At 58.8% G+C, this 25,051-nt stretch carries 21 protein-coding genes; 13 read left to right on the top strand and 8 right to left on the bottom strand.

What is annotated here, in order from left to right:
- The first annotated feature begins 35 nt into the window (after nucleotides 1–35).
- The 3 genes from G5367_RS16175 to G5367_RS16165 all read left to right on the top strand — a co-directional run bounded on the left by G5367_RS16175 (nucleotide 36) and on the right by G5367_RS16165 (nucleotide 3,720).
- On the top strand, nucleotides 36–1,412 hold the full coding sequence (locus tag G5367_RS16175; RefSeq protein WP_421206958.1) for a PLP-dependent aminotransferase family protein: 1,377 nt from the start codon (nucleotides 36–38) through the stop codon (nucleotides 1,410–1,412).
- Between the two features lie 54 nt (nucleotides 1,413–1,466).
- A complete protein-coding gene (locus tag G5367_RS16170) occupies nucleotides 1,467–1,934 on the top strand; it encodes a hypothetical protein (RefSeq protein ID WP_216979440.1) in 468 nt (155 codons plus the stop codon).
- Nucleotides 1,935–2,058: 124 nt separating this feature from the next.
- On the top strand, nucleotides 2,059–3,720 hold the full coding sequence (locus G5367_RS16165; protein WP_421294670.1) for a hypothetical protein: 1,662 nt from the start codon (nucleotides 2,059–2,061) through the stop codon (nucleotides 3,718–3,720).
- A gap of 136 nt (nucleotides 3,721–3,856) precedes the next feature.
- Here the strand turns inward: G5367_RS16165 and G5367_RS16160 are convergent, their stop codons facing one another.
- Nucleotides 3,857–4,270, bottom strand: a complete 414-nt coding sequence (locus G5367_RS16160) for a CBS domain-containing protein (RefSeq protein ID WP_005343339.1) — start codon at nucleotides 4,268–4,270, stop codon at nucleotides 3,857–3,859.
- A gap of 154 nt (nucleotides 4,271–4,424) precedes the next feature.
- On the opposite strand from G5367_RS16160, the gene G5367_RS16155 reads away from it, so the two are divergent.
- The 3 genes from G5367_RS16155 to G5367_RS16145 are packed head-to-tail and all read left to right on the top strand — an operon-like array spanning nucleotide 4,425 to nucleotide 7,637.
- Nucleotides 4,425–6,335, top strand: a complete 1,911-nt coding sequence (locus G5367_RS16155; protein WP_421294667.1) for an ABC transporter ATP-binding protein — start codon at nucleotides 4,425–4,427, stop codon at nucleotides 6,333–6,335.
- Complete coding sequence (locus tag G5367_RS16150; protein WP_162518836.1) at nucleotides 6,328–6,789, top strand: DUF2390 domain-containing protein; 462 nt, start codon at nucleotides 6,328–6,330, stop codon at nucleotides 6,787–6,789. The genes G5367_RS16155 and G5367_RS16150 overlap by 8 nt, the downstream gene beginning before the upstream one ends.
- A complete protein-coding gene (locus G5367_RS16145) occupies nucleotides 6,783–7,637 on the top strand; it encodes a 23S rRNA (adenine(2030)-N(6))-methyltransferase RlmJ (protein WP_421244547.1) in 855 nt (284 codons plus the stop codon). The genes G5367_RS16150 and G5367_RS16145 overlap by 7 nt, the downstream gene beginning before the upstream one ends.
- A 104-nt stretch (nucleotides 7,638–7,741) precedes the next feature.
- Here G5367_RS16145 and G5367_RS16140 read toward each other — a convergent pair whose 3' ends face one another.
- Nucleotides 7,742–7,948 carry a hypothetical protein gene (locus G5367_RS16140; RefSeq protein ID WP_005354562.1) on the bottom strand — a complete coding sequence of 69 codons (207 nt, stop codon included), beginning with the start codon at nucleotides 7,946–7,948 and terminating at the stop codon, nucleotides 7,742–7,744.
- Between the two features lie 191 nt (nucleotides 7,949–8,139).
- Between G5367_RS16140 and G5367_RS16135 the strand changes: the two genes are divergently transcribed.
- Together G5367_RS16135 and G5367_RS16130 are read left to right on the top strand one after the other, a co-directional pair.
- Complete coding sequence (locus G5367_RS16135) at nucleotides 8,140–8,505, top strand: DUF2061 domain-containing protein (protein ID WP_005343334.1); 366 nt, start codon at nucleotides 8,140–8,142, stop codon at nucleotides 8,503–8,505.
- A gap of 186 nt (nucleotides 8,506–8,691) precedes the next feature.
- Nucleotides 8,692–9,288, top strand: coding sequence for an MliC family protein (locus G5367_RS16130; RefSeq protein ID WP_421244548.1), 597 nt, complete (start codon nucleotides 8,692–8,694; stop codon nucleotides 9,286–9,288).
- 38 nt (nucleotides 9,289–9,326) lie between these two features.
- On the opposite strand, the gene G5367_RS16125 is transcribed toward G5367_RS16130, so the two are convergent.
- A complete protein-coding gene (locus G5367_RS16125; protein WP_421244549.1) occupies nucleotides 9,327–10,502 on the bottom strand; it encodes an aspartyl protease family protein in 1,176 nt (391 codons plus the stop codon).
- Nucleotides 10,503–10,956: 454 nt separating this feature from the next.
- Here G5367_RS16125 and G5367_RS16120 point away from each other — a divergent pair, with 454 nt between their 5' ends.
- From G5367_RS16120 to G5367_RS16105, 4 genes are all read left to right on the top strand, one after another.
- Nucleotides 10,957–11,385, top strand: coding sequence for a VOC family protein (locus G5367_RS16120; protein ID WP_421244550.1), 429 nt, complete (start codon nucleotides 10,957–10,959; stop codon nucleotides 11,383–11,385).
- Nucleotides 11,386–11,548: 163 nt separating this feature from the next.
- Nucleotides 11,549–12,544: a hypothetical protein gene (locus G5367_RS16115; RefSeq protein ID WP_113739779.1), complete on the top strand. Its 996-nt coding sequence runs from the start codon at nucleotides 11,549–11,551 to the stop codon at nucleotides 12,542–12,544.
- A gap of 253 nt (nucleotides 12,545–12,797) precedes the next feature.
- Nucleotides 12,798–13,283, top strand: a complete 486-nt coding sequence (locus tag G5367_RS16110) for a GNAT family N-acetyltransferase (protein WP_421244551.1) — start codon at nucleotides 12,798–12,800, stop codon at nucleotides 13,281–13,283.
- 194 nt (nucleotides 13,284–13,477) lie between these two features.
- Complete coding sequence (locus tag G5367_RS16105; RefSeq protein ID WP_421244552.1) at nucleotides 13,478–14,299, top strand: alpha/beta fold hydrolase; 822 nt, start codon at nucleotides 13,478–13,480, stop codon at nucleotides 14,297–14,299.
- Nucleotides 14,300–14,361: 62 nt separating this feature from the next.
- Here G5367_RS16105 and eno read toward each other — a convergent pair whose 3' ends face one another.
- The 5 genes from eno to rlmD form a co-directional block, all read right to left on the bottom strand.
- The gene (gene eno, locus G5367_RS16100) at nucleotides 14,362–15,663 is read right to left on the bottom strand and encodes a phosphopyruvate hydratase (RefSeq protein ID WP_005335583.1); all 1,302 of its coding nucleotides are present in this window, start codon (nucleotides 15,661–15,663) and stop codon (nucleotides 14,362–14,364) included.
- Between the two features lie 89 nt (nucleotides 15,664–15,752).
- Nucleotides 15,753–17,390 (bottom strand): glutamine hydrolyzing CTP synthase, encoded by a 1,638-nt coding sequence (gene pyrG / locus G5367_RS16095; RefSeq protein WP_043821667.1) that lies wholly within the window; start codon nucleotides 17,388–17,390, stop codon nucleotides 15,753–15,755.
- A gap of 141 nt (nucleotides 17,391–17,531) precedes the next feature.
- Nucleotides 17,532–18,329, bottom strand: a complete 798-nt coding sequence (gene mazG, locus G5367_RS16090) for a nucleoside triphosphate pyrophosphohydrolase (protein ID WP_421244553.1) — start codon at nucleotides 18,327–18,329, stop codon at nucleotides 17,532–17,534.
- A 73-nt stretch (nucleotides 18,330–18,402) separates the two neighbouring features.
- Nucleotides 18,403–20,616: a GTP diphosphokinase gene (relA, locus tag G5367_RS16085; RefSeq protein WP_005335588.1), complete on the bottom strand. Its 2,214-nt coding sequence runs from the start codon at nucleotides 20,614–20,616 to the stop codon at nucleotides 18,403–18,405.
- A 231-nt stretch (nucleotides 20,617–20,847) separates the two neighbouring features.
- A complete protein-coding gene (gene rlmD / locus G5367_RS16080; protein ID WP_421244554.1) occupies nucleotides 20,848–22,170 on the bottom strand; it encodes a 23S rRNA (uracil(1939)-C(5))-methyltransferase RlmD in 1,323 nt (440 codons plus the stop codon).
- A 153-nt stretch (nucleotides 22,171–22,323) separates the two neighbouring features.
- Here rlmD and barA point away from each other — a divergent pair, with 153 nt between their 5' ends.
- Entirely contained in the window at nucleotides 22,324–25,041 is a 2,718-nt protein-coding gene (barA, locus tag G5367_RS16075; RefSeq protein WP_309507721.1) for a two-component sensor histidine kinase BarA, read from the top strand.
- Nucleotides 25,042–25,051 lie beyond the last annotated feature (10 nt).

Genomic DNA, 25,051 nt, shown 5'->3' with positions numbered 1-25,051 from the left:
GACAACAAATTTGGATCAATGGATTTATTGTCACCATGACAATCTGGACGCCCGACCTTGCGGCCTTCGATGGCCCCCTCTACCTCAAGCTGGTCAAAGCAATCGAACAGGGGATCGCGAATGGCGAGCTGCCACCGCAGACCCGATTGCCTACCCACAGATCCCTGGCGGATCGTCTGGGTGTCACCGTCGGCACCGTCACCCGCGCCTACAGCGAGGCGGAGCGGCGCGGCCTGCTGGCTGCCCGGGTGGGCCACGGCACCTGGGTCAAGGGAGCGAACACGGATCCTGCCAATGAGTGGGTGATCCGTCAGGAGGAGGGGCACCGCATCGAGCTGTGGCAGAACCTGCCGGTGCAGCTGGATCGGGCGGCCATCATTCGCCCCATGCTGGGGGAAGTGGCGGACGGGGATCTCAACGCCCTGCTCGGCTACGACAAGGAGGCGGGACGACCGGATCAGCGCCAGCAGTTCGTCAACTGGCTGGCGGAGCAAGGGGTGGCCTGTAGTGAGGATCGCCTGCTGTTCAGCCACGGCGCCCAGCACGGCATCATGCTGGCGCTGCTGGCGACCGGCTGCGTGGGGGAGACCATCCTGTGCGAGGGGCTGAGCTACCCCGGTATGCTGGGCAATGCCCGCCAGCTGAAGAATCAGGTGGTGGGACTGGCGATGGACGAGGAGGGGCTGCTGCCCGAGGCGCTGGACGCCGCCTGCCGCACCCGCCGGGCCAAGCTGCTCTACCTCACCCCGACCCTGCAAAACCCCACCACCGCCATCATGAGTCTGGCGCGGCGGGAGGCCATCGTCACCATCGCCCGTCGCCACGATCTGCTGATCATCGAGGATGACGTCAACGGCCTGCTGCCCCAGCAACCTGTGATCCCTCTGGTCAATCTGGCGCCGGAGCGGGTCATCTATCTGGGCAGTCTGGCCAAGATCGCCTGCGGCGGCCTGCGGGTGGGCTTCGTGCTGACGCCCCCTGCCCTGCGCAGCGCCTTCGCCCAGACCATGCGGCTGTCGAGCTGGATGGTGAGCCCGCTGTTGATCGAGCTCGCCTGCAAAATGGTCAGTCAGCGCCAGATCATGCCGCTGGTCGAGCAGCAGCGGGAGATCCTCAAACGCCGTGGCGAACTGCTGCGCCACCTGCTGCCTGCCGCCCGCTGGCAGCCGGGCAGCATGCACGCCTGGCTACCGCTGCCGGAGCCCTGGCGCAGCCAACAGTTTGCTGCCGCCGCCGATGCTCTTGACGTTGGCGTGGCGAGCGGGGAACACTTCGCCGCCGGTCAGTTTGCCGCTCCGCAAGGGGTGCGCCTGAGCCTGAGCCAACCCGCCACCGATGCCCGGGTCGGCGAAGGGCTGGCCCGTCTGGCGCAGCTGCTGCAGGGGACGCCCCCGAGCAATCCCCTGCTATAGTCAGGGCCAGCCGACCTGACCTTCACGCTTCATCGTCATTGCCAAGGAGATGCCGTGCCCCCCATCAGAGCCGCCCTGCTGCTTGCCACCCTGTTGCTGGGTGGCTGCGCCTCGTCAACGACCCACCAGCAGCTGGGGGCCGCGCTCAATGGACTGGAAGGGGAGTTGCAACGGCTGGAAGAGGAGCTGGCGGCCATGAACGGCCTGCACTATCAAAAGGCGATCGATGCACCGCTCAGTTTGCGCCGTGCGCTCGGGGCGCCGCAGCCCACGCCAGAGGGGCTGGTGCCGGTGGCCAGCAAGCTGGAAGATGGGCCGATCCTGCGCTATCAATACCGCCTGCCAGCGGGTATGACGAGTCTGCCCCAAAACAACCTCTGCCAGCGCTACGAATTTGAACTGCGCCATCTAGGCCGCCTCGGCAAGCTGGAATTAAGCTGGCAGGGGGAACAGGGGAGTGGCTCACACCAGATCCGTCAAACAGAGTGTGTCTTTCTCACCGAAGCACATAAATCCCGGTAACCGCCTATAATGCCCTTCCTCGTCTCGCGCCGACTACTGTCACTTTTCCTCCCCCGCAGAGTTGTCGCCATGTTCCTCTTGGGTCTAATCTGATCTACTCGTGGAGTATTGAAAGGACGCGTGCATGACGATACTGCTGCTCGAAGAGGATCCCCTGCTCCGTAGCGCCATCACCCGGGAACTGACCGAACAGGGGGTGCCAGCCGACCGGATCCACTACCACAGCCATCCAAACCACGAGCGCAGTGGCCTGCTGGCCCTGCTGCAACAGCACGCCTACGACGCCATCATCTGTCAGCAGGACAAGCAGCAGGATCTTGACGGAGCCCGGCTGCTGCACGAAGCGCACTATCTCGGCCTGCTGCAACCCGGTTGCGTCTTGCTGCTGCTCGATGCCGATCAGAGCGAGCAGGAGTTTCTCCCCTCGGATCTCTACTTCTCCCTCTATCTGCCCCTCCCCTTCATGACCCAACAGCTCACCGCGGTGCTCGGCCAGCTGGTGAAGTTAAGCAACCTGACCCGCACGCTGGCCGCCCCCATTCTGCTGCGGGAGTGGCAACTGGCTACCGCCCTCTGTGAAGACCTGCTGTTTCAACGGGAGAATCGCTCGCTGACCCCCTGGCTGGATCGACTCAAGGGTTACCTGCTGCTGCAATCAGCCGAGCGGATCACCGCCGCCCAGCACTATGCCCTCTGTGCCAACGAGTATCAGGCGAGCTGGCCAAGGGCCGGGCTCTTCTACGCCATGCTGAGGCTCGGCAAATTGCAGAGCGCCCGGACCGACTTGCAGCGCCATCAGGCCAGCGTCTCGATGGCCACCCGGCTGGAGCTGCAACTCGCCAGCCAGCTGAATCAGCATTACTGGCTGGCGGCCTGGGAGACCATGGGAGAGCTGCTGCAGATCCGTCCCCATCAGCCGCGCTGGCATCAGCTGGCGATGTTGCTCGGGCTGGTGCTGCAAGATGAGGAGAAGGTGCTGGAGCAGGCCAACAGCCTGACCCTGCGCCACTTCAGCGAGCAGCGCGTCCGGCTCGCCATCGACAGCTTCATGCTCAATGCCAGTCTGGCGGTGCTGTGGCACGCCCCTTCCAGCAACCGGATCCGCTCCCTGCAACAGGAGTGGGAGCACCTCAAACGCACCGTCCACCTGCAACCCCACGAATATGAGCTGCTGCAGGCGCTGATGCTGGGGCTGGATTACCGCTTCGACGAGGCGCTGATCCTGATTGCCCACCACCAGCCGGATGAGGGGAGCGACAACCACCTCACCCTGCTGCTCGGCTTTGCTGTCAGCCAGTTCTGCGGTTTGCCCCACCACGCCCAGCGCTACCTGACCCAGCTGACCCAATACCGCGTCAGGGTTGCGCCCCACCCGCTCACCCGCCAGCTGTTCCACCATCTGGTGGCCGAGCTGGGCCTGCGTCTGACGGCGAGAGAACAACGGCTGAACGAACTGCGCCAGCTGCGCCACAAGGCGATGCAGGCCAGCCAGTATCAGACAGCCCTGCAAGCGGGCTTGCAGCTGCTAGAAGAGTTCCCCGCCCTGCCGGGCGATGCCTGGCAACTGCTGGAGCTGCTACAGCACAGCTGGCCGGCGGGCATGGCGGCCCCCAGGGTGGCGCTGCTGGTCGATACCCTGGAGCGACGCCTCAAGCACAGCCCTGCGTTTCTGGATCAACATGCCCGGCAGTATCAGCGTACTCTGCACGAGATCCGCACTCACTTGCAGCCGCACCTCTCCGGCAGCGCCCCCGCCAGCCTGGGCAAGGGGCCCCCGGAATCATGATGAGGCTGGCCTGTGCCGCCAGCCACATAAGAGAGAGGGGAGCCTTGGCTCCCCTCTATTCATTTCGTGTAACCTTATGGCCCTCAAGAACGGGCACAAGCAGATACGGTGACAGATGACTGTTAAGTCCCCGGGCTCAGCCCAGCGCGTCACTCTCCAGCGCGACCTTGAGAAAATCTTTCCAGCTGATGATGCCGACCAGGGCGCCATTCTCCAGCACAGGCAGACAGGAGACCCCCTTCTCCAGCATCAGCTTGACGCCGTCGCGCACGGTGAGATGGGGAGCGATGGTGACGAGCTGACGACTCATGATCTGGTGGGCACGCTTGTTGAGGGTTTCGGTATCGCGGCTCATCTCGGCTTCGGAGTCGAGATAGGGGCTGATGGCGCGGAACAGATCCCGATCCGAGATGACCCCCACCAGTTCCTCCTCTTCCAGCACCAGCAGGTGGCGAAAGTGTGCCTGCTCGAAGATATCCCTGATGACTCGGAGTCGATCATCCATTGAAACGGTGGCGACCCGGGTCGTCATAATATCCCTGATATGCATGCTAACCTCCCGTTACCAAACTGGTTTCTCTGTTATGGCATGTTTTTACGATGCCAGCCAGTGGCAAGCCCCTCACCAAAGTGCAAATCTGCGTCATTTCACGTAAGATCCGCGCCAGTTTTTCTCCTCCATTTTGAGCAAGCAGACCCCACCCATGATAGTTGCCAGTCAAATCGAACTGATCCGCGGCGGCCGCAAGCTGCTGGACAACGCCTCCGCCACCATTCACCCCGGCCACAAAGTGGGTCTGGTGGGCAAAAACGGCTGTGGCAAGTCCACCTTTTTTGCACTGGTACGGGGCGAGCTGGCCATCGACAGCGGCACCTTCAGCCTGCCCGCCGGTTGGCAGATTGCAGGCGTCGCGCAGGAGACCCCTGCGCTGGACTGCTCCGCCCTCGACTACGTGATCGACGGCGACAAGGAGTTCCGCTCGCTGGAGGCCCAGCTGGTGCAAGCCGAGCAGGATGACAATGGCCTGTTGGTAGCCGAGCTGCACGGTCGCCTTGATACCATCGGCGCCTACAGCATTCGCGCCCGCGCCGCCGAACTGCTGCACGGCCTCGGTTTCAGCGACGAGCAGCTCAGCTCGCCGGTGCGCAGCTTCTCCGGTGGCTGGCGCATGCGTCTGAACCTCGCTCAGGCGCTGCTCTGCCGCTCCGATCTGCTGCTGCTCGATGAACCGACCAACCACCTGGATCTCGATGCGGTGATCTGGCTGGAGAAGTGGCTCAAGGGCTATCAGGGCACGCTGGTGCTCATCTCTCACGACCGCGATTTCCTCGATTCTGTCATCAACCGCATCATCCATATCGAGAACGGCAAGCTCAACGAATACACCGGCGGCTACTCCGACTTCGAACTGCAGCGCGCCGAACATCTGGCCCAGCAGCAGTCGATGTACGAGAAGCAGCAGCGGGAGATGTCCCACATGCAGGCGTATGTGGACCGCTTCCGCTACAAGGCTTCCAAGGCCCGTCAGGCCCAGAGCCGCCTGAAAGCCATGGAGCGGATGGAGAAGATCCTGCCCGCCCACGCCGACTCCGAGTTCAGCTTCGAGTTTCGCGAGCCGTCGGCCCTGCCGACCCCGCTCATCGCCATGGAGAACCTCTCTGCCGGTTACGGCGACAAGGTGATCCTCGAGAAGATCAAACTCAATCTGGTACCGGGTTCGCGCATCGGTCTGCTCGGTCGCAACGGCGCCGGTAAATCGACCTTTATCAAGATGCTGTCGGGCTCCAACCCACCGCTGTCGGGCAAGCTCGAAGTGAGCGCCGGGGTGAGCATCGGCTACTTCGCCCAGCATCAGCTGGAGACCCTGCGTCTCGATGATTCTCCGCTCGATCATCTGGCCCGCCTCGCGCCGGACAAGACCGAGCAGGAGCTGCGCAACTATCTGGGCAGCTTCGGCTTCCACGGTGACAAGGCGCTCGACAAGGTCGCCCCCTTCTCCGGCGGCGAAAAAGCGCGGCTGGTGCTGGCCCTCATCACCTGGCAAAAGCCCAACCTGCTGCTGCTGGATGAACCGACCAACCACCTGGATCTGGAGATGCGCCACGCCCTGACCATGGCGCTGCAAGGCTTCGAAGGGGCCATGGTGGTGGTATCACACGACCGTCACCTGCTGCGCACCACCACAGATGACTTCTATCTGGTGCACGGTGGCCGGGTCGAGGCCTTCGACGGCGATCTGGACGACTACCACAAGTGGCTCGGCGAGCAGGAGAAAGAGGCCAACGCCAAACAGGACGACGGCGTCGTCTCCGCCAACTCGGCGGTGGCGCGCAAGGATCAGAAGCGGCGCGAGGCGGAGTTCCGGCAAGCGACCCGACCACTGCGCCAGAAGCTGGAGAAGCTCGAAACCAGCATGGAGAAGCTGCAGGGCAAGCTTGGCGACATCGAGAGCCAGCTGGCCGACCCCGCCATCTATGAAGAGAGCGCCAAGCAGAAGCTCTCCGAGCTGCTCAAGTCCCAGGGCCCCATCAAGGAGGAGCTGGAAGGGGTGGAGCTGGAGTGGATGAGCCTCTCTGAAGAGCTGGAAACCATGGAGCAGGCCTTCCTTGCGTGACGAACAGCTGATGACGGGCGAGCGGATCGACGCCCACGAACTGCCGGGCCCGCTCGACTTCTGGCACTGGAGCGGCGAGGTTTACGGCGCGCGCAGTCAGGATTGGCTCAGCGTGCAGGCGCTGGGGGGCAACGTCAACCTGGCCCTGTTGCTGCACCGGCTGGATCAGAGCAGCATCCCGGTGGATCTCACCGACCTGCAACCGGCGCTGGTGCAGACCGAGGCGGTGCTCGGCCCCTGGCGTACCCTGCGTTCGAGCGCCAAGGCGCGGCTCGGCGAGCAGGAGTATCAGGCCATGCTGGCCCACGAGCTGGAGCTGGAGCGGCTGCAACAAGGGGTGCTGCTGCAGACCCTGCGCAGCCTCACCCTGGTGCGCGGCGACAGCCGCAACCTGTTGAACTATCTATCGTTACTGGGGGCCCAGCAGGGCCCCCTCAGAGACTTAATATGCTGAGTTATCGCCACGCCTTTCACGCCGGCAACCACGCCGACGTGCTGAAACACGCCGTTCAGGCCCTGATCATCGAGTCCCTCAAGAAGAAGGAGAAACCCTTCATCGTGCTGGACACCCATGCCGGCGGCGGTCTCTACGACCTGCGCGGCGACTGGTCGCAGAAGAAGGCGGAATATGCCGACGGCATTGGCCGACTGTGGGATGAGCGGGTCCAGTGGTCCAGCATGGCCCCCTATCTCGGCGTCATCGAGGAGATGAACAGCGATGGTCAGTTGCGCTACTACCCCGGCTCGCCGGAGCTCTCCCGCCGCCTCGCCCGCGAGCAGGACAAGCTGGCGCTGATGGAGCTGCACAACAACGAGGTGGAAGACCTGCGCGCCAACATGGGTTACGACCCCCGCGTCGCCGTGCACCATAGGGACGGCTTCGAGGGACTGGTGGCCCTGCTGCCGCCCACTCCGCGCCGCGGCCTGGTGCTGATAGACCCGCCCTATGAGCTCAAAGAAGACTACTTCGCGGTAGTCGATACCCTGAAAAAGGCGCAAAAACGCTGGGCCACCGGCATCTACGCCCTCTGGTATCCCATTCTGGGGGAAGAGGCGGACAAGTCCCGCGACATGCTGCGCGCCATCAAGCGCGAGAACTTCGGCAACGTGCTGGTGGCTGAGCTGGAAGTGGCCGGCCAGACCGCCGACTGGGGAATGAATGGCTCAGGCATGCTGATAGTGAGCCCCCCCTGGATGCTGGACGAACAGATCGACGCCTTCTTGAAACCCCTGTGCGCCAAGCTGGCCCAGGGCGCCGGCGCCCAGTACAAGGTGGAGTGGCTCAACAAGGCCGAGGATTAATCCCCCGCCCCTACGGCGCTCACCGAGTTCAAACGCAAAAGCCCCATCACGGGGCTTTTTCTATTGGTGCGGCCGGTGTGTGCGGCAGCCTGAACCTGCGCGCCCTATGAACGGGCGGGCAGATCCTGTTTCAGCGCAACCAGCAACAGGGCCAGCAGGCCAAAGGGCGGAAACAGACAGAGCAGGGAGCAGATAAGGGTGATCAGCGCCGGATGCTCGCTCTTGCGGCGCGCCAGTCGCCAGGCGATGACGCCGACGATGACCATCAGCAACGCAATGAACTGGCCAAGCAGGGTGGCATTGATATTCATGAAAGATCCTTTTTCATGGGCAAGTGTGAAGAAGCTGTACTTTATCGCCTTGGCTGCGATTGGCAACCGCTGAACCACACCGGCCACTCGCCCGTTGATAGGTTCTCTCTATCCTGGCAATAGATGAGAATGATTTTCATTTAATCTCATTTCGGCGGATACTCTCATCATCAACAGAGGGAGCCGCCATCATGAAAAAGACCATCAGCTTTGCCATCCTGCACTTCGGTGTCGCCTTTACCGTGGCTTACCTGCTGACCGGTGAGCTGCTGACCGCCAGCCTGATCGCCCTGATCGAGCCCGCCGTCAACACGGTCGCCTTCTACTTTCATGACCTTGGCTGGCACAAGCTCAAACCAAAGCACAGCCTGCAGGCCAAGACCAGCAGCTTCGCGGTGGTCCACTTCTCGGTGGCCTTCGGGGTGGCCTTCCTGCTGAGCGGCGAGCTGCTCACCGGCGGCGTGATGGCGATGATCGAACCGGCCATCAATACCGTGGTGTTCTTCTTCCACGAGCGGCTGTGGCGCGCCCGCAGTCAGCAACTGGCGCTGGCCTGATCAACCGGGCAACCGCCTCCCCCTTTATCGCGGCCACAAAAAACCCGACATTCCGGCCAGGAGTGTCGGGTTTTTCCGTTTGGCAGCCATTCAGCAGAGCAAACTGAGCTCGGCTCCCCTGCTGCATTGCCCTGTAGAGTGTGCTGTAGTAGGCAGATATGCCCTCTTCATTGCTGGAATCTATCGATGAACAAGACCTTGCTTGCCACCCTGCTGTTTGCTCCTCTGCTGGCCAGCGCCGCAACCCCCTCCTTTGACTGCACCAAAGCCTCCGGATCGGTCGAAACCCTGATCTGCAAGGATGCCGGACTGGCCGCCCTTGATAACGAACTGGCGGCCCTCTACCCCAAGGCGATTGCTGCGCTCTCTCCCGAACAGCTCAAGACAGAGCGCGCCATGCAGCGCGGCTGGATCAAGGGGCGTAACGACTGCTGGAAGGGGCAGGATCTGCGCCAGTGTGTGGAAGATAACTACCTGCTGCGGATCACCGAGCTGCAGATCAGCGGCGGCCAGCTGATGGTGCCGGCACCGGTCAACTACCAGTGCGGCAAGAGCGTCATGCTCTCTACCTACTTCTATAACGATGCCAAGCTGCCCGCCGCGGTGCTCAACCTGAGCGAGGGCGACAAGCAGCAACAAGTGCTCGCCTATGAAGCCCCCAGCGCCAGCGGCGCCCGTTATGAAGGGCAAAACCTCACCTTCTTCACCAAGGGGGACGACGCCACGCTGGAGCGTTACGGCCAGCCAACCCTCACCTGCATGGAAAATCCGACCAAGGGCTGAGGCTCATAGGGGCGGCTCGTCTTGCCGCCCCACCTTGACTAGATGGCGATATCCAGTGGTTTTCCTTCCCGCACAATCCGCAACTTGAGCGACCCCGGCTTGCTGGTGCTGAGCAGTTCACGCACCTTGTCGATCTCGAGGGGACGATAAGCCACCCCGTTGATCTGCTCCAGAATGTCGCCGTTGGCCAGACCATAGGGGGCAAGATCCCGTTCGTCGCTGTAGTAGACCTGCAGATGCTCGCCATCAAAGCGCACCCCGATATTGCGCAGGATTGGCGGCACTTTGCGCGCCAGGCTGTCAGCGTCGTAGCAGAGCATCATCCGCCCGGGCATGATCGCAAAGCGATTGAAGCGGTTAACAAAATCCAGCCCCAGACCATACTGCTCATTGCTGTTTTCCGACACGCGCAGCTCACCGAGCTGGCGCTCATCAAAGTGCAGGCCGGTGAGGATATGTTCACGCCCCTCCACCATACCGCTGGCGTCCACCCCTTTGCGTGGCATCGCATCTTCGCCAGCGATCGCCTTCTGGCTCGCCATAAAGTCGATAAAGGCATGGTCGGCATAGCTCTGATCGGCCCCGGTATCCAGATACATGCGCACGCTGCTCTCGCCGTGGGTCAGATACACTGCCGGGGAGCGGTTGTAGCTGTCTTCATAGCCGATGCAACGCTCGAACGTGGCTGCCGACGGTGCCGTCAGCAAAGCCGTGAGCTGATGCCTGTCGTGATCAAACACCCAGTTGAAACGGCGGATGGTGTCGATCCCGAGGATGCCATCGATACGGCTGCCGAGAGACTGGGAGAAGAGATCGAAATCAACGGTTGCCCACAGATCGCTGTCATCAATGGTGACCGATCCCACCGAGAAGGGCTGCGGCTCAACAAAGCCAAGCTGCTCGCTGCCCAGTTGGCTCGAAACGCTGCTCACACTGGCAAAATCAGCCTGATAGGCCCTGGGCAATTCGCTTAATGTCAGCGCCTTGAAGCGGCTGGCCAGACGACGATCGATAAAGGTGATACTGGCCCCGGTATCGAGCAAAAACTGGTACTGCTCACCAGCGATGGTGACGGGGATCAGGGGGGCGCTTTCGTAATACACTGTCAGCACCGGGCCGGGTGCATTGCGCTTGGTGGATGAATCCGGGGCTGTGCAGCCTTGGACGACGAACAGGGCCAACATGGCCAGCGCCACTTTGAACTGCGACTTCATAACTCTCCTTCCCGATAGCAGATGCCCCGCGACGCCACCACATAATGCCACCTTGTTGATTTATAGATAAATAAGCTATTTAAGCGGGGAGTGCGGACAATAACAAAGAGTTTTATGCTGGTTCAAGCCAGATATGACCATGAATATTCTATGGTGATAGCTCAAGAATGGTTGTTCACGCTATGTCGGCGCGTCATCAATCGTGAGCGACATTTGATTAATTTATTGATCTTGCACAGAAATCCTCAATATTGAGCTTTCTCTCCACAGCGCCATGGTTAATATTGCCATTTGGCAACAATTGCCTCGTCGGAGTCTCCCATGAGCCATGCCAACCCCATCCCGTTGGTGAAACGCAGCAGACTGGAAGCTGAAATTCAGGGGCGGTAGCCATGCCAATTCCCCTGCCTGCCAAGCCGGTGACTCACCCACAACATGCAAATCAAGGTGGTGTATGGAAACACAAACCCTGTATCGAGGTCGCTTGATCGACCATACCCAGCTGGTGGTCAAAGATTTGGCTGCCAGCCAACGCTTTTACACCGCAACCCTGGCCAGCCTCGATATTCCGCTGGGCGGCACAGGTGATGGCTACTTCTGGGCGGACGAACTGTTTGTTACCGCCATCGACAGCCCCGCCGCGCTAGGGGTGCTGACCGGTCGCCACCATCTCGCCTTTCAGGCGCAAGACCGCGCCATGGTAGATCGTTTTTATCAGGCCGCACTGGCCCACGGCGGCAAAGACAACGGCGCCCCGGGCGAGCGTAATTATCACCCCGGCTACTACGCCGCCTTTGTCCTCGATCCGGACGGAAATAATATCGAAGCGGTTTATCACGGTGAGGCAAAGCGTAGTGCCGGATCTATTATGATTAATTTTTAAAAATCCCGTGGAATACCTTTGCTTAGATTGAATATATAGATCGACGAGATGGCTAATCTTTAATTAAAAAGTGAAGTTAACAATTTTAATGTGATAGCTTTATTTTTTAGCACATAAATTTATATCACCCACTAGACAAGGTTGGCACAATAGGAATTATTAGATGAAAGAGAAATTTGATAAGTTTTATAGAAAGAATGCGAAAATCTCTATTGGCTCAAAGCTATACAGATTAAATTCATTAAAATATAAATCTAACGATGATAAGTTAGATTTAATGCGTGAGTGGTTTTTTGATAACTACGCAGACCCTATAGACCTACCTTACATTGGACGAGAGGGGGGTTATCAATACATACATGGTGGTCCATACGATGCTAGCGAGGAACTCTTTGGAACGTTTTCTGGATATATAGAAGACCGTTTCATTCAAGAGCTAGTTGATGAGTTGAATGAGCAAAACTATGAATGGGGAGGTAACCCAGACAATAGTGATTGGTATTATGATCAATTTGATGACATCATTAATCCTGATAACTCAGGCTTGGAATTAATCGCTAAGCCATTACATTCCTTTAATGAAAGCATCCGTCATATTCAGGACATGCTAGAGATCCCCATCAAAATCGAGAAGGAACGTTATCTACTGGGTATGTTACAAGTTAATCTAATCACAGCAATGGAAACATATTTAGCAGAGGCATTTATTTCATCACTAGAAATAAACCAAAAATTTATGTTCAATTTCCTGAGAAATAGCAAAGAATATCAAAAAGAAACTATCCATTTGAGCCGTCTTTTTGACTCGGCAGCTGACATTGAAAACCATATATCAGCGGTGAAAAAGCGAGTAAAGGAAAGCCTTGTTGATAAGCTATGGCATAACCTCAGCGACATAGTTGTTCCTTTATATAAAATAACCTATGACATAGATTTACCAAGAGACATTGGCCCAATTTATGTTGCGGTATCTCAACGACATGATTGGGTGCATAGAAATGGCAAAAATAAAGAAGGCGAGTCGTTAGAGATCTCTAAAGTAACTATTCATGAACTCATTAACAGAATAGAAGAACTAGTTAAGTTTGTGGATTCAAGCCTAAAGAGCCTCATTCTTGAAAATGAGAATATGGACACTGATGAGGACCCCTTGTTTTAGAGAGAATTACCCGCCATCTTTCTAACCCCCTCCATCACATAAGCCTGCCACTATAAGATGAATTTATGGAATTTCCGATAATGACCCACTTTTTCTTATAGTAGCTAGCCCGTAGGTTCGATTAGCGAAGCGTAATCGGACGTTCGCGGTCACAATATTTCGTGATAACACCAATTGCCTTTAGAGACCGACTTTCACGCTGTCTCATTTTTTACCTGTATCTTTGCTGGCGTAACACTCCCCAAGGAGATTTATGAAGCCCGACTTAACCGGCACTCGGATTGTGCTGCGCACCATTGGCCCGCAAGATGCGGCCGATCTGTTCGAGATTTATGGCAATCCGCTGACCATGGAGTTTGCCTCTGATCCCTGCTTTACCTCACCCGCCATGGTGGTGCAGATGATGGCGAGCGTGGTGCGGCTGGAGCAAACGGGGGAGTCGCTGGAGTGGGCGATTGTCGAGCGGGAGGACAACAAGGTGATCGGCACCTGCGGCCTGCACAGCTTCAGTGAGGCGGGCCATTGCTGCGAGGTGGGCTGCCTGCTCAATGCGGCCTATTGGCGCAGAGGGTTTATGTCGGAGGCACTGGGATTGCTGTTCGCCCATGCCTGCACATTGGGGGTCACCCGCCTCACCGCAGATATCGATGCAGATAACGTCCGCTCTATCGCCCTGTTTGAAAAGCTGGGCTTCCAGGCGCATGCAGGGCGCTATCAGCGCACGATCCCCTTTGTCTGACCCGACACCAGAGGTACAACCCCCTCACCTCTCAGGCTGTTGTGGCGAAGCACAGCTGTAAAAAACAGACAAAATAGGACACCCACCTTTCCAGCTATCACCATTACATTCACGCCAGTTGCAACCCTCTTACCGGCCACGGAGCGCTTGTCATATACTCTTGTGCTCTTATGACACGCCGGGGAGGCGTTGATATGCAATCACAGACTCACACCTTTATCGTCAATGACATCCCGCTGCCTTGCCTGCAGGCCGGTTCGGGCGAGCCGTTGCTGCTGATCCATGGCGCACTGGCCAACCATACCCTATGGCTCGAACATATCGAGCAGCTCTCGCAGCACTACAGCGTCTATGCCCCCACCCTGCGCCACTTTGGCGAGGCGGGCAAAAACGGGCCTTTTGGTCTGGAGACCCACGCCAGTGATCTGCTTGCCCTGCTGAAACAATTGCCGTGCGGGCCAGTGCATCTGGCGGGCTGGTCATACGGGGCGGATGTTGCCCTGACCGCGGCCCTGATGGCTCCGGAGCAATTCATAAGCCTCTATCTGGTGGAGCCAGGCTGCCCTGGAGCCCTCGACGAACAGGGGATCGCTGCCTTTATGGCCGATGCCGGAGCCATGTTTGGCCCCGTGTTTGGCCAGGTTGGGGAAGGCTTGCTGCAAGAGGCCGTGGCGACCCTGATCGATGGTTCGGGTGGTCATGCCGGCTATTTTGCTGCACAACCGCTCAAGTGGCAGCAGGCACAGTTGGCAGAAGCCGATAGCCTGCCCAAGCAGTTGAGCCAGAGCGAGCGACCAGATTGGTCACCCGGGCGCCTTGCCATGCTCAACATGCCCACCTGCATCGTGCAGAGCGCAGATACCAGAGCGCTGTTTGCGCTGGTCTGTGAGGCTATTGGCAACGCCATTCCCGCCTGCGATCGCTTGCAGGTACAACACGCCGGGCACCTCTACCCCATCGAGCAGCCCGCGCTGTTTGTGCAGCATCTGCAACGCTGGCTCGAACAGCAACCATAAAAAAACCGGAACCCAGGGGTTCCGGTTTTTTTCATTCCAGCCGAGGCTGGCAAACCAGCAAATTAAGCCTGGTTTTTAACTTCTTTCAGACCGCGGAAAGGAGCTTTGGCACCCAGAGCTTCTTCGATACGGATCAGCTGGTTGTACTTGGCAACACGGTCAGAACGGCTCATAGAGCCGGTCTTGATCTGGCCAGCAGCGGTACCAACAGCCAGGTCGGCGATGGTCGCGTCTTCGGTCTCACCGGAGCGGTGGGAGATGACGGCAGTGTAGCCAGCGTCTTTGGCCATCTTGATGGCAGCCAGAGTTTCGGTCAGGGAACCGATCTGGTTGAACTTGATCAGGATGGAGTTGGCGATGCCGTTGTCGATACCGCGCTTCAGGATCTTGGTGTTGGTTACGAACAGGTCGTCACCCACGATCTGGATTTTCTTGCCCAGTTCAGCAGTCTGGTAGGCGAAACCTTCCCAGTCAGATTCGTCCAGGCCATCTTCGATGGAGACGATCGGGAACTTGGTGGTCAGGTCAGCCAGGAAGTCGGAGAAACCGTTAGAGGTGAAGACACGACCTTCGCCTTTCAGGTTGTACTCTTTCTTCTCTGCGTCGTAGAACTCGGAAGCAGCGCAGTCCATAGCCAGGGTGATGTCGGTGCCCAGTTTGTAACCGGCAGCGGCAACGGCTTCAGCGATAACTTCCAGCGCTTCGGCGTTGGATTTCAGGTTCGGAGCGAAACCACCTTCGTCACCAACTGCAGTGTTGTAGCCCTTGGACTTCAGCACTTTGGCCAGGTTGTGGAACACTTCTGCACCCATGCGAACGGCTTCTTTCAGGGTCTTGGCGCCAACCGGCTGGATCATGAACTCCTGGATGTCGACGTTGTTGTCGGCGTGCTCACCACCGTTGATGATGTTCATCATCGGCAGCGGCATGGAGTAAACACCCGGGGTGCCGTTCAGCTCGGCGATGTGGGCGTACAGCGGCATGCCTTTGGCAGCAGCGGCAGCTTTGGCGTTAGCCAGGGAAACAGCCAGGATGGCGTTGGCGCCGAACTTGGATTTGTTCTCGGTACCGTCGAGGTCGATCATGATCTGGTCGACAGTGGCCTGGTCCTTGGCATCTTTACCCAGCAGAGCTTGAGCGATCGGGCCGTTTACGGCTTCGATGGCTTTCAGCACGCCTTTACCCAGGAAACGGCTCTTGTCGCCGTCACGCAGTTCCAGCGCTTCGCGGGAACCAGTGGACGCGCCAGACGGAGCGGCTGCCATACCAACAAAACCACCTTCCAGGTGAACTTCGGCCTCAACGGTCGGGTTACCACGGGAGTCGATGATTTCACGACCGATCACTTTAACGATCTTGGACATGTGTATTTCCTCAGGTTTCGTAAAAAAACAACAAAAATATGCCAAAAAAAGCGGCTGTGGCACAGTGCCCCAACCGCATTTATTTTCAATTACTTCAAATTACGCTTCTGATACTCGCCTGCCGCCTTCACAAAACCGGCGAACAAGGCGTGGCCATCACGAGGAGTTGAGGTGAACTCCGGGTGGAACTGCGCAGCCACGAACCAGGGGTGATCCGGGATCTCGATGATTTCCACCAACTTCTTGTCGGCGGAGAGACCGGTCACTTTCAGACCTGCCGCTTCAATCTGCGGCAGCAGCTTGTTGTTTACTTCGTAACGGTGACGGTGACGCTCGTAAATGGTCGGGCTGCCGTACATCTGACGCACCTTGGAATCTTCGACCAGGTGGCAGAGCTGGGAACCCAGACGCATGGTACCGCCCAGATCGGACTTCTCGGTACGGGTCTCGACGTTGCCCTCTTCATCCACCCACTCGGTGATGAGGCCGACGACCGGGTACGCGCAATCTTTCTTGAATTCGGAGGAGTGAGCCCCTTCCATGCCCGCTACGTTGCGAGCGAATTCGATCATGGCAACCTGCATGCCGAGGCAGATACCCAGGTAGGGGATCTTGTTCTCGCGGGCATACTGGGCAGCCAGGATTTTGCCTTCCACACCACGCTCACCGAAGCCACCCGGCACCAGGATCGCGTCCAGACCTTCCAGCAGCTCGGCGCCACGGGTCTCGATATCCTGAGAGTCGATGTACTTGATGTTGACGGAAAGGCGAGTCTTGAGACCACCGTGCTTGAGCGCCTCGTTGACGGACTTGTAAGCGTCCGGCAGGGAGACGTACTTGCCGACCATACCGATGGTCACTTCACCAGTCGGGTTGGCCTCTTCGTAAATAACCTGTTCCCACTCGGACAAATCAGCTTCTTTGCACTCCAGACCGAAACGCTCGGTGAAGTAGGAGTCCAGATTCTGGGATTTCAGCAGTGCCGGGATCTTGTAGATGGAGTCGACGTCTTTCATGGAGATGACGGCGCGCTCGGGCACGTTGCAGAACAGGGCAATCTTGGCGCGCTCGTTGGCCGGAATGGCACGGTCGGAGCGGCAGATCAGCACATCCGGCTGGATACCGATGGAGAGCAGCTCTTTGACGGAGTGCTGGGTCGGCTTGGTCTTCACTTCACCGGCAGCAGCCAGGTAAGGAACCAGCGTCAGGTGCATGAACATGGCGTTGTTGCGGCCCACTTCGGCGGCCAGCTGACGAATGGCTTCGAGGAACGGCAGGGACTCGATGTCACCTACGGTACCGCCCACTTCGACGATGGCAACCTGATGGCCTTCGGCACCGGCAATCACCCGCTCTTTGATGGCGTTGGTGATGTGCGGGATAACCTGAATGGTGGCGCCCAGATAGTCACCACGACGCTCTTTACGCAGTACGTCGGCGTAGATACGTCCGGTGGTAAAGTTGTTGCGACGGGTCATCTTGGTGCGGATGAAACGCTCGTAGTGGCCCAAATCCAGATCGGTTTCGGCCCCGTCCTCGGTTACGAACACTTCACCATGCTGGGTCGGGCTCATGGTGCCCGGATCCACGTTGATGTACGGGTCCAGTTTCATGATGGTCACATCCAGACCACGGGCTTCCAGAATGGCTGCCAGAGAAGCTGCGGCAATGCCTTTGCCGAGGGATGAAACAACGCCACCAGTAACAAAAATATATTTGGTCGTCATGCTGAACCTGAAAGAAGTTTAGGGAATTTTAAGGGGTGCTTCGGGGATGAAGCAGGACGGGGAAACAGTATACCAAAAACCCCTCTCCCAAACAATGAGCAAAAATCTATCAGGCTCACCGCCCCCCCATCTTGCGCCAAATCAACTTTGCTCGGTTTCCTTCGCCTTATCCCAGGCGGCATCGAGCTTTTCGAGGGTGCAATCGGTCATTTTCAAGCCTTCTGCGGCGATTATCTGCTCAACCTGACGAAAACGACGTTCGAACTTGGCGTTGGCGCCTCGCAGTACCTGCTCCGGATCCTTGCCCAGATGACGCACCAGATTGACGGTGGCAAACAGCAGGTCGCCGAGCTCGTCGCTCACCCGCGCCTCGTCCACATCTGCCATCAGCGCCTCTTCCATCACCTCGTCGATCTCTTCGTGGATCTTGTCCACCACAGGCCCCAACGTCTTCCAGTCAAAACCGACGGTGGCGCAGCGTTTCTGAATTTTGGCGGCGCGGGTCAGGGCAGGCAGCGCCTGCGGGATGTCGTCCAGCACGCTATCTTTGTCGAGGGCCGCCCGCTCCTTGGCTTTTTCTGCTTCCCAGTTCGCTTTTACCGCCTGCTCGTTGGAGAGATCTGCATCGGAAAAAACGTGGGGGTGACGGCGAATGAGTTTCTCGCTCACCGTATCGACGATATCGGCGAAATCGAACAAGCCCCGCTCTTTACCTAGCTGGGCGTAAAACACCACCTGAAACAGCAGGTCACCCAACTCCCCTTTCAGCCCCTGCCAATCTTCGGTCTCGATGGCATCGGCCACCTCGTAGGCCTCTTCCAGGGTGTGCGGCACTATGGTCTGGAAGTCCTGTTTCAGATCCCAGGGGCAACCGTTTTGCGGGTCACGCAAACGAGCCATGATGTCGAGCAGTTGGGAGAGGTCATAACGTTGGGACATGGGATATTCGCTTTCGATTCGTTCAAAAAGGGTCGTAAATGCAGACCGGCCACTGGGGCCGGTCGGTTCGATATCAAAGCCGCTTGGCGCTGATCACGTCGTTAAGCTGACTGAGCTTGGCCAACGCCCGGTTGAAGGCGTTGATGTTGTAAATCTCCAGCTCCATGTCGATCTCGGCAGTCTGCTCGCGCACGTTGGAGCGCGAGCGCACCCCCATCACATTGATCTTCTCGTTGGCCAGCACTGTGGTGATATCGCGCAGCAGGCCGGAGCGATCGTTGGAGATGATCCGGATGGTGAGGCCATAGCCGCCGGAGTAGTTCTCCCCCCACACCGCATCGATCAGCCGCTCAGGGTTGCGCCGTGACAACTCCTTGAGCTGCTCACAATCTTCCCGGTGGATCGAAACGCCGCGCCCCATGGTGATAAAGCCCTGAATGGAGTCCCCCGGAATGGGCTGGCAGCAGCGGGCGATATGGGTCATCAGGTTGCCGACCCCTTCCACCACGATATGGTCTTTGGGCTTGTGGCGCATCGGCGCATTGGCCTTCTGCTCCAGCTTCTCCAGCAGGCGGCGATCTTCCTCTTCCGCCGTCGGCTTGTTGTAACAGGTGTCGAGATAGTTGAGCACCTGGTTGATGCGGATATCGCCGCTGCCGATACCGGCCAGCAGATCGTCGGTGCTCTCCAGATTGAAGCGGCGCAGCATGTTGCCCTTGTCGATCTTGGACATGCTGAGGTTGTGGCGATCCAGCTCCTTCTCGAACAGCTCGCGACCGGCCACGATATTCTTGTCCCGATCCAGTTTTCTGAACCAGGTCGCCACCTTGGCCCGCGCCCGGCTGGAGCGCAGGAAGCCGGCGTTGGGGTTCATCCAGTCGCGGCTCGGGTTCGGCTCTTTCTGGGTGATCACCTCCACCTGATCGCCGGTCTGCAGCGCGTAGGTAAACGGCACGATGCGGCCGTCAATCTTGGCGCCGATGCAGCGGTGACCGATCATGCTGTGGACGTGATAGGCAAAATCGAGCGGGGTGGCGCCAGCTGGCAGGTCGATGACATCCCCTTTCGGGGTGAAGACGTAGACCCGGTCCTCGAACACCTGACTGCGCAGGTCTTCGAGCAGGGAGCCGCTCTCGGAGAGATCCTCCTGCCAGGCGAGCAGCTTGCGCAGCCACTCGATCTTGTCTTCGAAGGTGTTGGCCTTGCCGCCAGCCTGCGCCCCTTCCTTGTAGCGCCAGTGCGCCGCGACGCCGAGTTCGGCATCCTGATGCATCTGGTCGGTACGGATCTGGATCTCGACGGTCTTGCCCTCAGGCCCCACCACTACGGTGTGGATCGACTGATAGCCGTTGGGTTTGGGGTTGGCGACATAGTCGTCAAACTCGCGGGGAATGTGGTGGAACTGGGTGTGCACGATACCGAGCGCCGCATAGCAATCCTGCAACCGCTTGGTCACTACCCGCACCGCGCGCACATCGAACAACTCGTTGAATTCGAGGTGCTTCTTCTGCATCTTGCGCCAGATGCTGTAGATATGTTTCGGTCGACCGTACACCTCGGCGTCAACTCCCGCCTCTTTCAGGCCATTACGCAGGGATTGCACAAACTCGCGGATGTAGCGCTCGCGGTCGAGCCGCTTCTCGTCGAGCTGCTTGGCGATCTGCTTGTAGGTATCCGGGTGCAGGTAACGGAAGGCGAGATCTTCCAGCTCCCACTTGAGCTGGCCGATGCCCAGACGGTTGGCGAGCGGCGCATAGATATTGGTGATCTCCTGGGCCATCAGCACCCGGGTCTCTTCATCTGCCGTCTTCGCTTCCCGCAGGCAGGCGATCCGCTCCGCCAGCTTGATCACCACAGCGCGCACATCCTCGACCATGGCAAGCAACATACGGCGCACGTTGTCGACCTGCTCCGGCGAGGTTTCGCTGCGATGGAGGGTCTGCAGGGAGCGGATGGCTTCCATCTCCAGCACCCCTTCCACCAGCTTGGCGATCTTGGAGCCAAAGTCCTCGTCCATCCGCTCCTGGCTGATGAGACCGGCTTCGACGAAGGGGTAGATGATGGCCGCTTTGAGGGTACCGATATCCATGCTGAGCATCTGCAGGATGCCCACCATTTCGATGCCGCGCACCAGCAGCTTGCTAGTCAGCGCCTCGTCACCGAGCGTCAGACAATACTGGTAGACGGTTCGCAGCTGATCCTTTTCACTGTCACTCAAGGAGAGCGAGCTGACCCACTCTTCCAGGGTGAAGTTGTCTTTCAAATGAATATCGCGAACCGCAACCATGGTATCAATCCTTTAAATTATCGGGCCGAAAGCTGTCACTTTCCCCCCTCATGAGATTGCCTCAAATGGGGATATCCAGCGCACTTTTCAAGGCATATTGTCCAGAAAGACAATAGAGCGCACCAACAGGCCCTGCCGAACGACGAGGGTCTAGATTACCCCAATCACATCAGCTCAAACAGCCGCAGACATGCCGGATTGCACATCCGCATCGCCGTACTGATGAGTCATTTACTCCCGTTCAAACAGCGCCATGGACTCCAGATGACCGGTGTGAGGGAACATGTCGAGCATGCCGAGGCGCACCAGACGGTAACCCCCTTTCACCAGCACCTGGCTGTCCCGCGCCAGGGTGACCGGGTTACAGGAGACGTAGACCACCCGCTTGGGTGAAAGTTTCACGACGTGTCCCATCACTTCCAGCGCGCCGGGGCGAGCCGGATCCAGCAGTACCAGATCAAACCCTTCCCGCGCCCAGGACATGCCGACGATGTCATCGCTCAGGTCGGCTTTGTAGAAACGGGCATTGGTGATGCCGTTGCGACGGGCGTTCTCTTCGGCCCGCTGCACCATGGCCAGTTCACCTTCCACACCCACCACTTCGCGAGCCTGACGGGCCAGCGGCAGGGTGAAGTTGCCGATACCGCAGAAGAGATCGAGCACCTTGTCATCCTTGCTCGCCCCGAGCCATGTCAGCGCCTGCTCAACCATGCTCTGGTTGATGGGGCCGTTGACCTGAATGAAATCACCGGGAGCAAATGCAAGAGACAGGCCATCCAGCGAGTAGGATGGGGAAAAATGTTGCTGCAGCGCTTCGATGCGATCATTGGCCGCCTGCAGATAGAGGTCGATCCCCTGCGCTTTTGCAAACTCCACCAGCAGGGCACGATCCGCCTCATTGGGGCGGCCGGTGTGACGCAGCAGCATCATGATCCCCTGCTCGGCCTGGATTAGCTCCGCATGGCCCAGCTCGCGCTGGCTCTTGAGGCGATTGAGGCATTCACGCAGCGGGGCAATCAGCGCAGAGAGCGGTTCGGCCAGCACAGGGCAACTGTCGATCTCCACCAGATCGTTGCTGTTGCGGCGGCGGAAACCGACCCGGGTGCAGCGACCGTTCTTGTCAAATTTGATGGCCAGACGACAGACCCGGCGGTAGGCACGATCTTCACCGGTCAGTACCGGCTCCAGCGCCGGCGCCTTGATGTTGCCCAACCGCTCGAACAGGCTGACCAGTCCGGCCGCCTTGGCGGCTTGCTGATCGGCAACCGACATGTGCTGGGCACTGCAACCGCCGCACTCGCGATAGTGGCTGCAAAAGGGGGCGATACGATTGGCCGCCGGGGTCACCACCTGTTGCAAGGCGGCGTGACCATACTGTTTTTTCTCTTCGGTGATGCGTGCCTTGACGGTCTCGCCGGGCAGCGCCCCTTCGACGAAGATCGCCTTGCCCTGATGGCGACCGATACCGACGCAGTGGTGATCGAGGGTGTCTATCGTAAATTCAATGCGTTGGCGCTGGGGGGACTTCTTTTGGGGCTTGAAAAACTGGGCCATAAAACTTGGTGCCTATAGGTGGCTATGTCATGATTGTGGAATCTGCTGCCGGGTATTGTCCCACAAGAATAATAGTATGACCAAATACGGCCACAGAGCCCGTGTATTGCCATCAACCCTATCGCCAACCCTGTTCACTGGTGGCCTGTTCGTATGACCAAATATGGCCTGAGAGCACGCGTTCTCGCCTTCACCATCCTGCCGACCCTGATCATCGGTGGCCTGATGGCCGGTTACTTCACCTTCCACCGCTACCAGCAGCTGGAAAACAACCTCATTGATCAGGGGATCAACATCATCGAACCGCTGGCGATCGCCAGTGAATACGGGATGACCCAGCACAGTCGCGAATCCCTCAAGCGTCTGATTGGCCTGACCCACCGCAAGAACTCCCCCTTCATCAAATCCATCGCGGTTTTCACCCAGGACAACCAGCTGTTCGTCACCTCGAACTACCACCGGGATTTCACCCGGCTCAGGCTGCCCGATGGCGAGCCCATTCCGGATCTGACCAGCGTGACGTTTCAGGGGGACGACATCATTTTGCGCACCCCGATCCAGGCTGAAACCAGCCTCGATGGCTTCCCGCTGCCCAGCGATGTAGAGCCGCCGATGATCGGCTACATCTCGATGCAGATGGCGACCGACAGGGCCATGTTGCTGCAATACCGCGACACCTTCTTTGCGGTGATCATGGTGCTCATCGGGGTCGCCTTCAGTACCCTGTTTGGTTTCCGCTTAGTCAAGAGCGTGACCCAGCCCATCACCAACATGGTGCAGGCGGTGCACAAGATCAGGGAGGGGCGGCTCGATACCCGGGTCAGCGGGCAACTCACCGGCGAGCTGGATATGCTGAAAAACGGCATCAACGCCATGGCCAAGGCGCTCTCCGAATATCACGAAGAGATGCAGCAGAATATCGATCAGGCCACCTCTGACCTGCGCGAAACGCTGGAGCAGATCGAGATCCAGAACGTCGAACTCGACATGGCCAAGAAACGGGCACAAGAGGCGGCGCGGGTCAAGTCGGAGTTTCTGGCCAACATGTCCCACGAATTGCGTACCCCGCTCAACGGGGTCATCGGCTTTACCCGCCAGTTGCTGAAAACCAGCCTGACCCCGAGCCAAACCGACTACATGCAGACCATCGAGAAGTCGGCGCGCAACCTGCTTGGCATCATCAACGACATCCTCGACTTCTCTAAGCTGGAAGCGGGCAAGCTGCAGCTGGAACATATCCCGTTCAGCCTGCGCGATACCCTCAACGAGACCATGCACCTGCTCGGCCCCAGCGCCCACGACAAACAACTGGAGCTCTCCCTGCGGGTGGATGCCGATGTGCCGGACTACCTCACCGGCGACCCCATGCGTCTTCAACAGGTGCTGACCAACCTCACCGGCAACGCCATCAAGTTCACCGAACAGGGCAACGTGGATGTCCATATCGAGCAGACCGGCAGTGGCAACCACAAGGTGAGGCTCAACGTCCAGATCCGCGATACCGGCATCGGAATCTCCCAGGAGCAGCAACATCAGCTGTTCCAGGCCTTCAATCAGGCCGACTCCTCCATCTCCCGCCGTTATGGCGGCACGGGTTTGGGCCTCGTTATCACCCAGAAGCTGGTGCAGCAGATGGGCGGCCAGATCCGCTTTGAATCGGAGCTCGGCAAGGGCTCCATCTTCTCGTTCAGTCTGGATGTGGAGGTCTCCCCCCTGCCCCAGACCGATCAACTGCCGCTGGATCGGATCCGTGGCAAACGGCTCTGGCTGCTGGAACCGGATCCCTTCGCACAAGCCTCTCTGCTCGCCCTGTTGGCGGAGTGGCACCTCGATGTGCACCCACTGACCAGCGATGATCCCTGGCCCGAGATGAGCGAGCAGGAGATGGTGATCATTGGCAGCAGCACCCTGCATACGCCGCAGCAGGTGATCGGCCGTCTCGACAGACTGAACGGCCAGCAGCAGAACACCATAGTGCTGCTCAGCAGCCACGAGCCGGCGCTCTATGAAGCTATGCTGGCCCATGGCGCCCAGCACTGTCTCTCCAAACCGGTCAACCATCGCAAGCTGCTGCACGCCCTGCTCTCGCCGGAATCGAGCCGCCAGAAGCTGCCCGCCCAGCCTGCGCCGCGCCAGTTGCAGCCCATCAAGGTGCTGGCGGTGGATGACAACGCCGCCAACCTCAAGCTGATCGCCGCCATGCTCAAGGAGATGGTGAGTCAGGTGGTGGTGTGCAAAAACGGCAAGGAGGCGGTCAAGCAGGCACAGAGCCAGCCGTTCGACATCATCTTCATGGATATCCAGATGCCGATCATGGATGGCATCAGTGCCACCCAAGCGATCCGCAACCAGTCCCTCAACACCACCACCCCGATCGTGGCGGTGACCGCCCACGCCATCCCCGGAGAACGGGAGCGGCTGATCCGGCAGGGGATGGACGACTATCTGGCCAAGCCCATCGACGAGAGCATGCTGGCCCAGCTCATCACCGACTTTGCCCATCGTCGCCACCAGAATGATGGCGCCCAACAGATCGACTGGGCACTGGCGGTGCGGCAAGCGGCGGGGAAAGAGCATCTCGCCAGAGAGATGCTGACCATGCTGCTGGCCAGTTTCGACGAAGTGGAACCTGTGCTGGATAGCGCGCTGGCGGGCGAAATTGAAGATAGCGAAGTGCTGGCCCAGCTCCATCGCCTCAACGGCGGCTGTGCCTATTCCGGGGTGCCGGGGCTGCAACGGCTGCTCTCCCAGCTGGAGCAACAGCTACGTGACGGTGTGCCGGTCAGCGAGCTGGAACCCGAGTTGCTGGAGCTGCAAGATGCGCTGGAACTGGTGCGCCAGGAGGCGCCCCGCTATCTCGGCAAGGCTTGATGAGCTTGAC

The sequence above is a fragment of the Aeromonas sp. 604282 genome (assembly GCF_049170575.1).
Lineage (GTDB): Bacteria > Pseudomonadota > Gammaproteobacteria > Enterobacterales > Aeromonadaceae > Aeromonas > Aeromonas veronii_A.
This window is presented reverse-complemented; position numbering and strand designations above follow the sequence as displayed.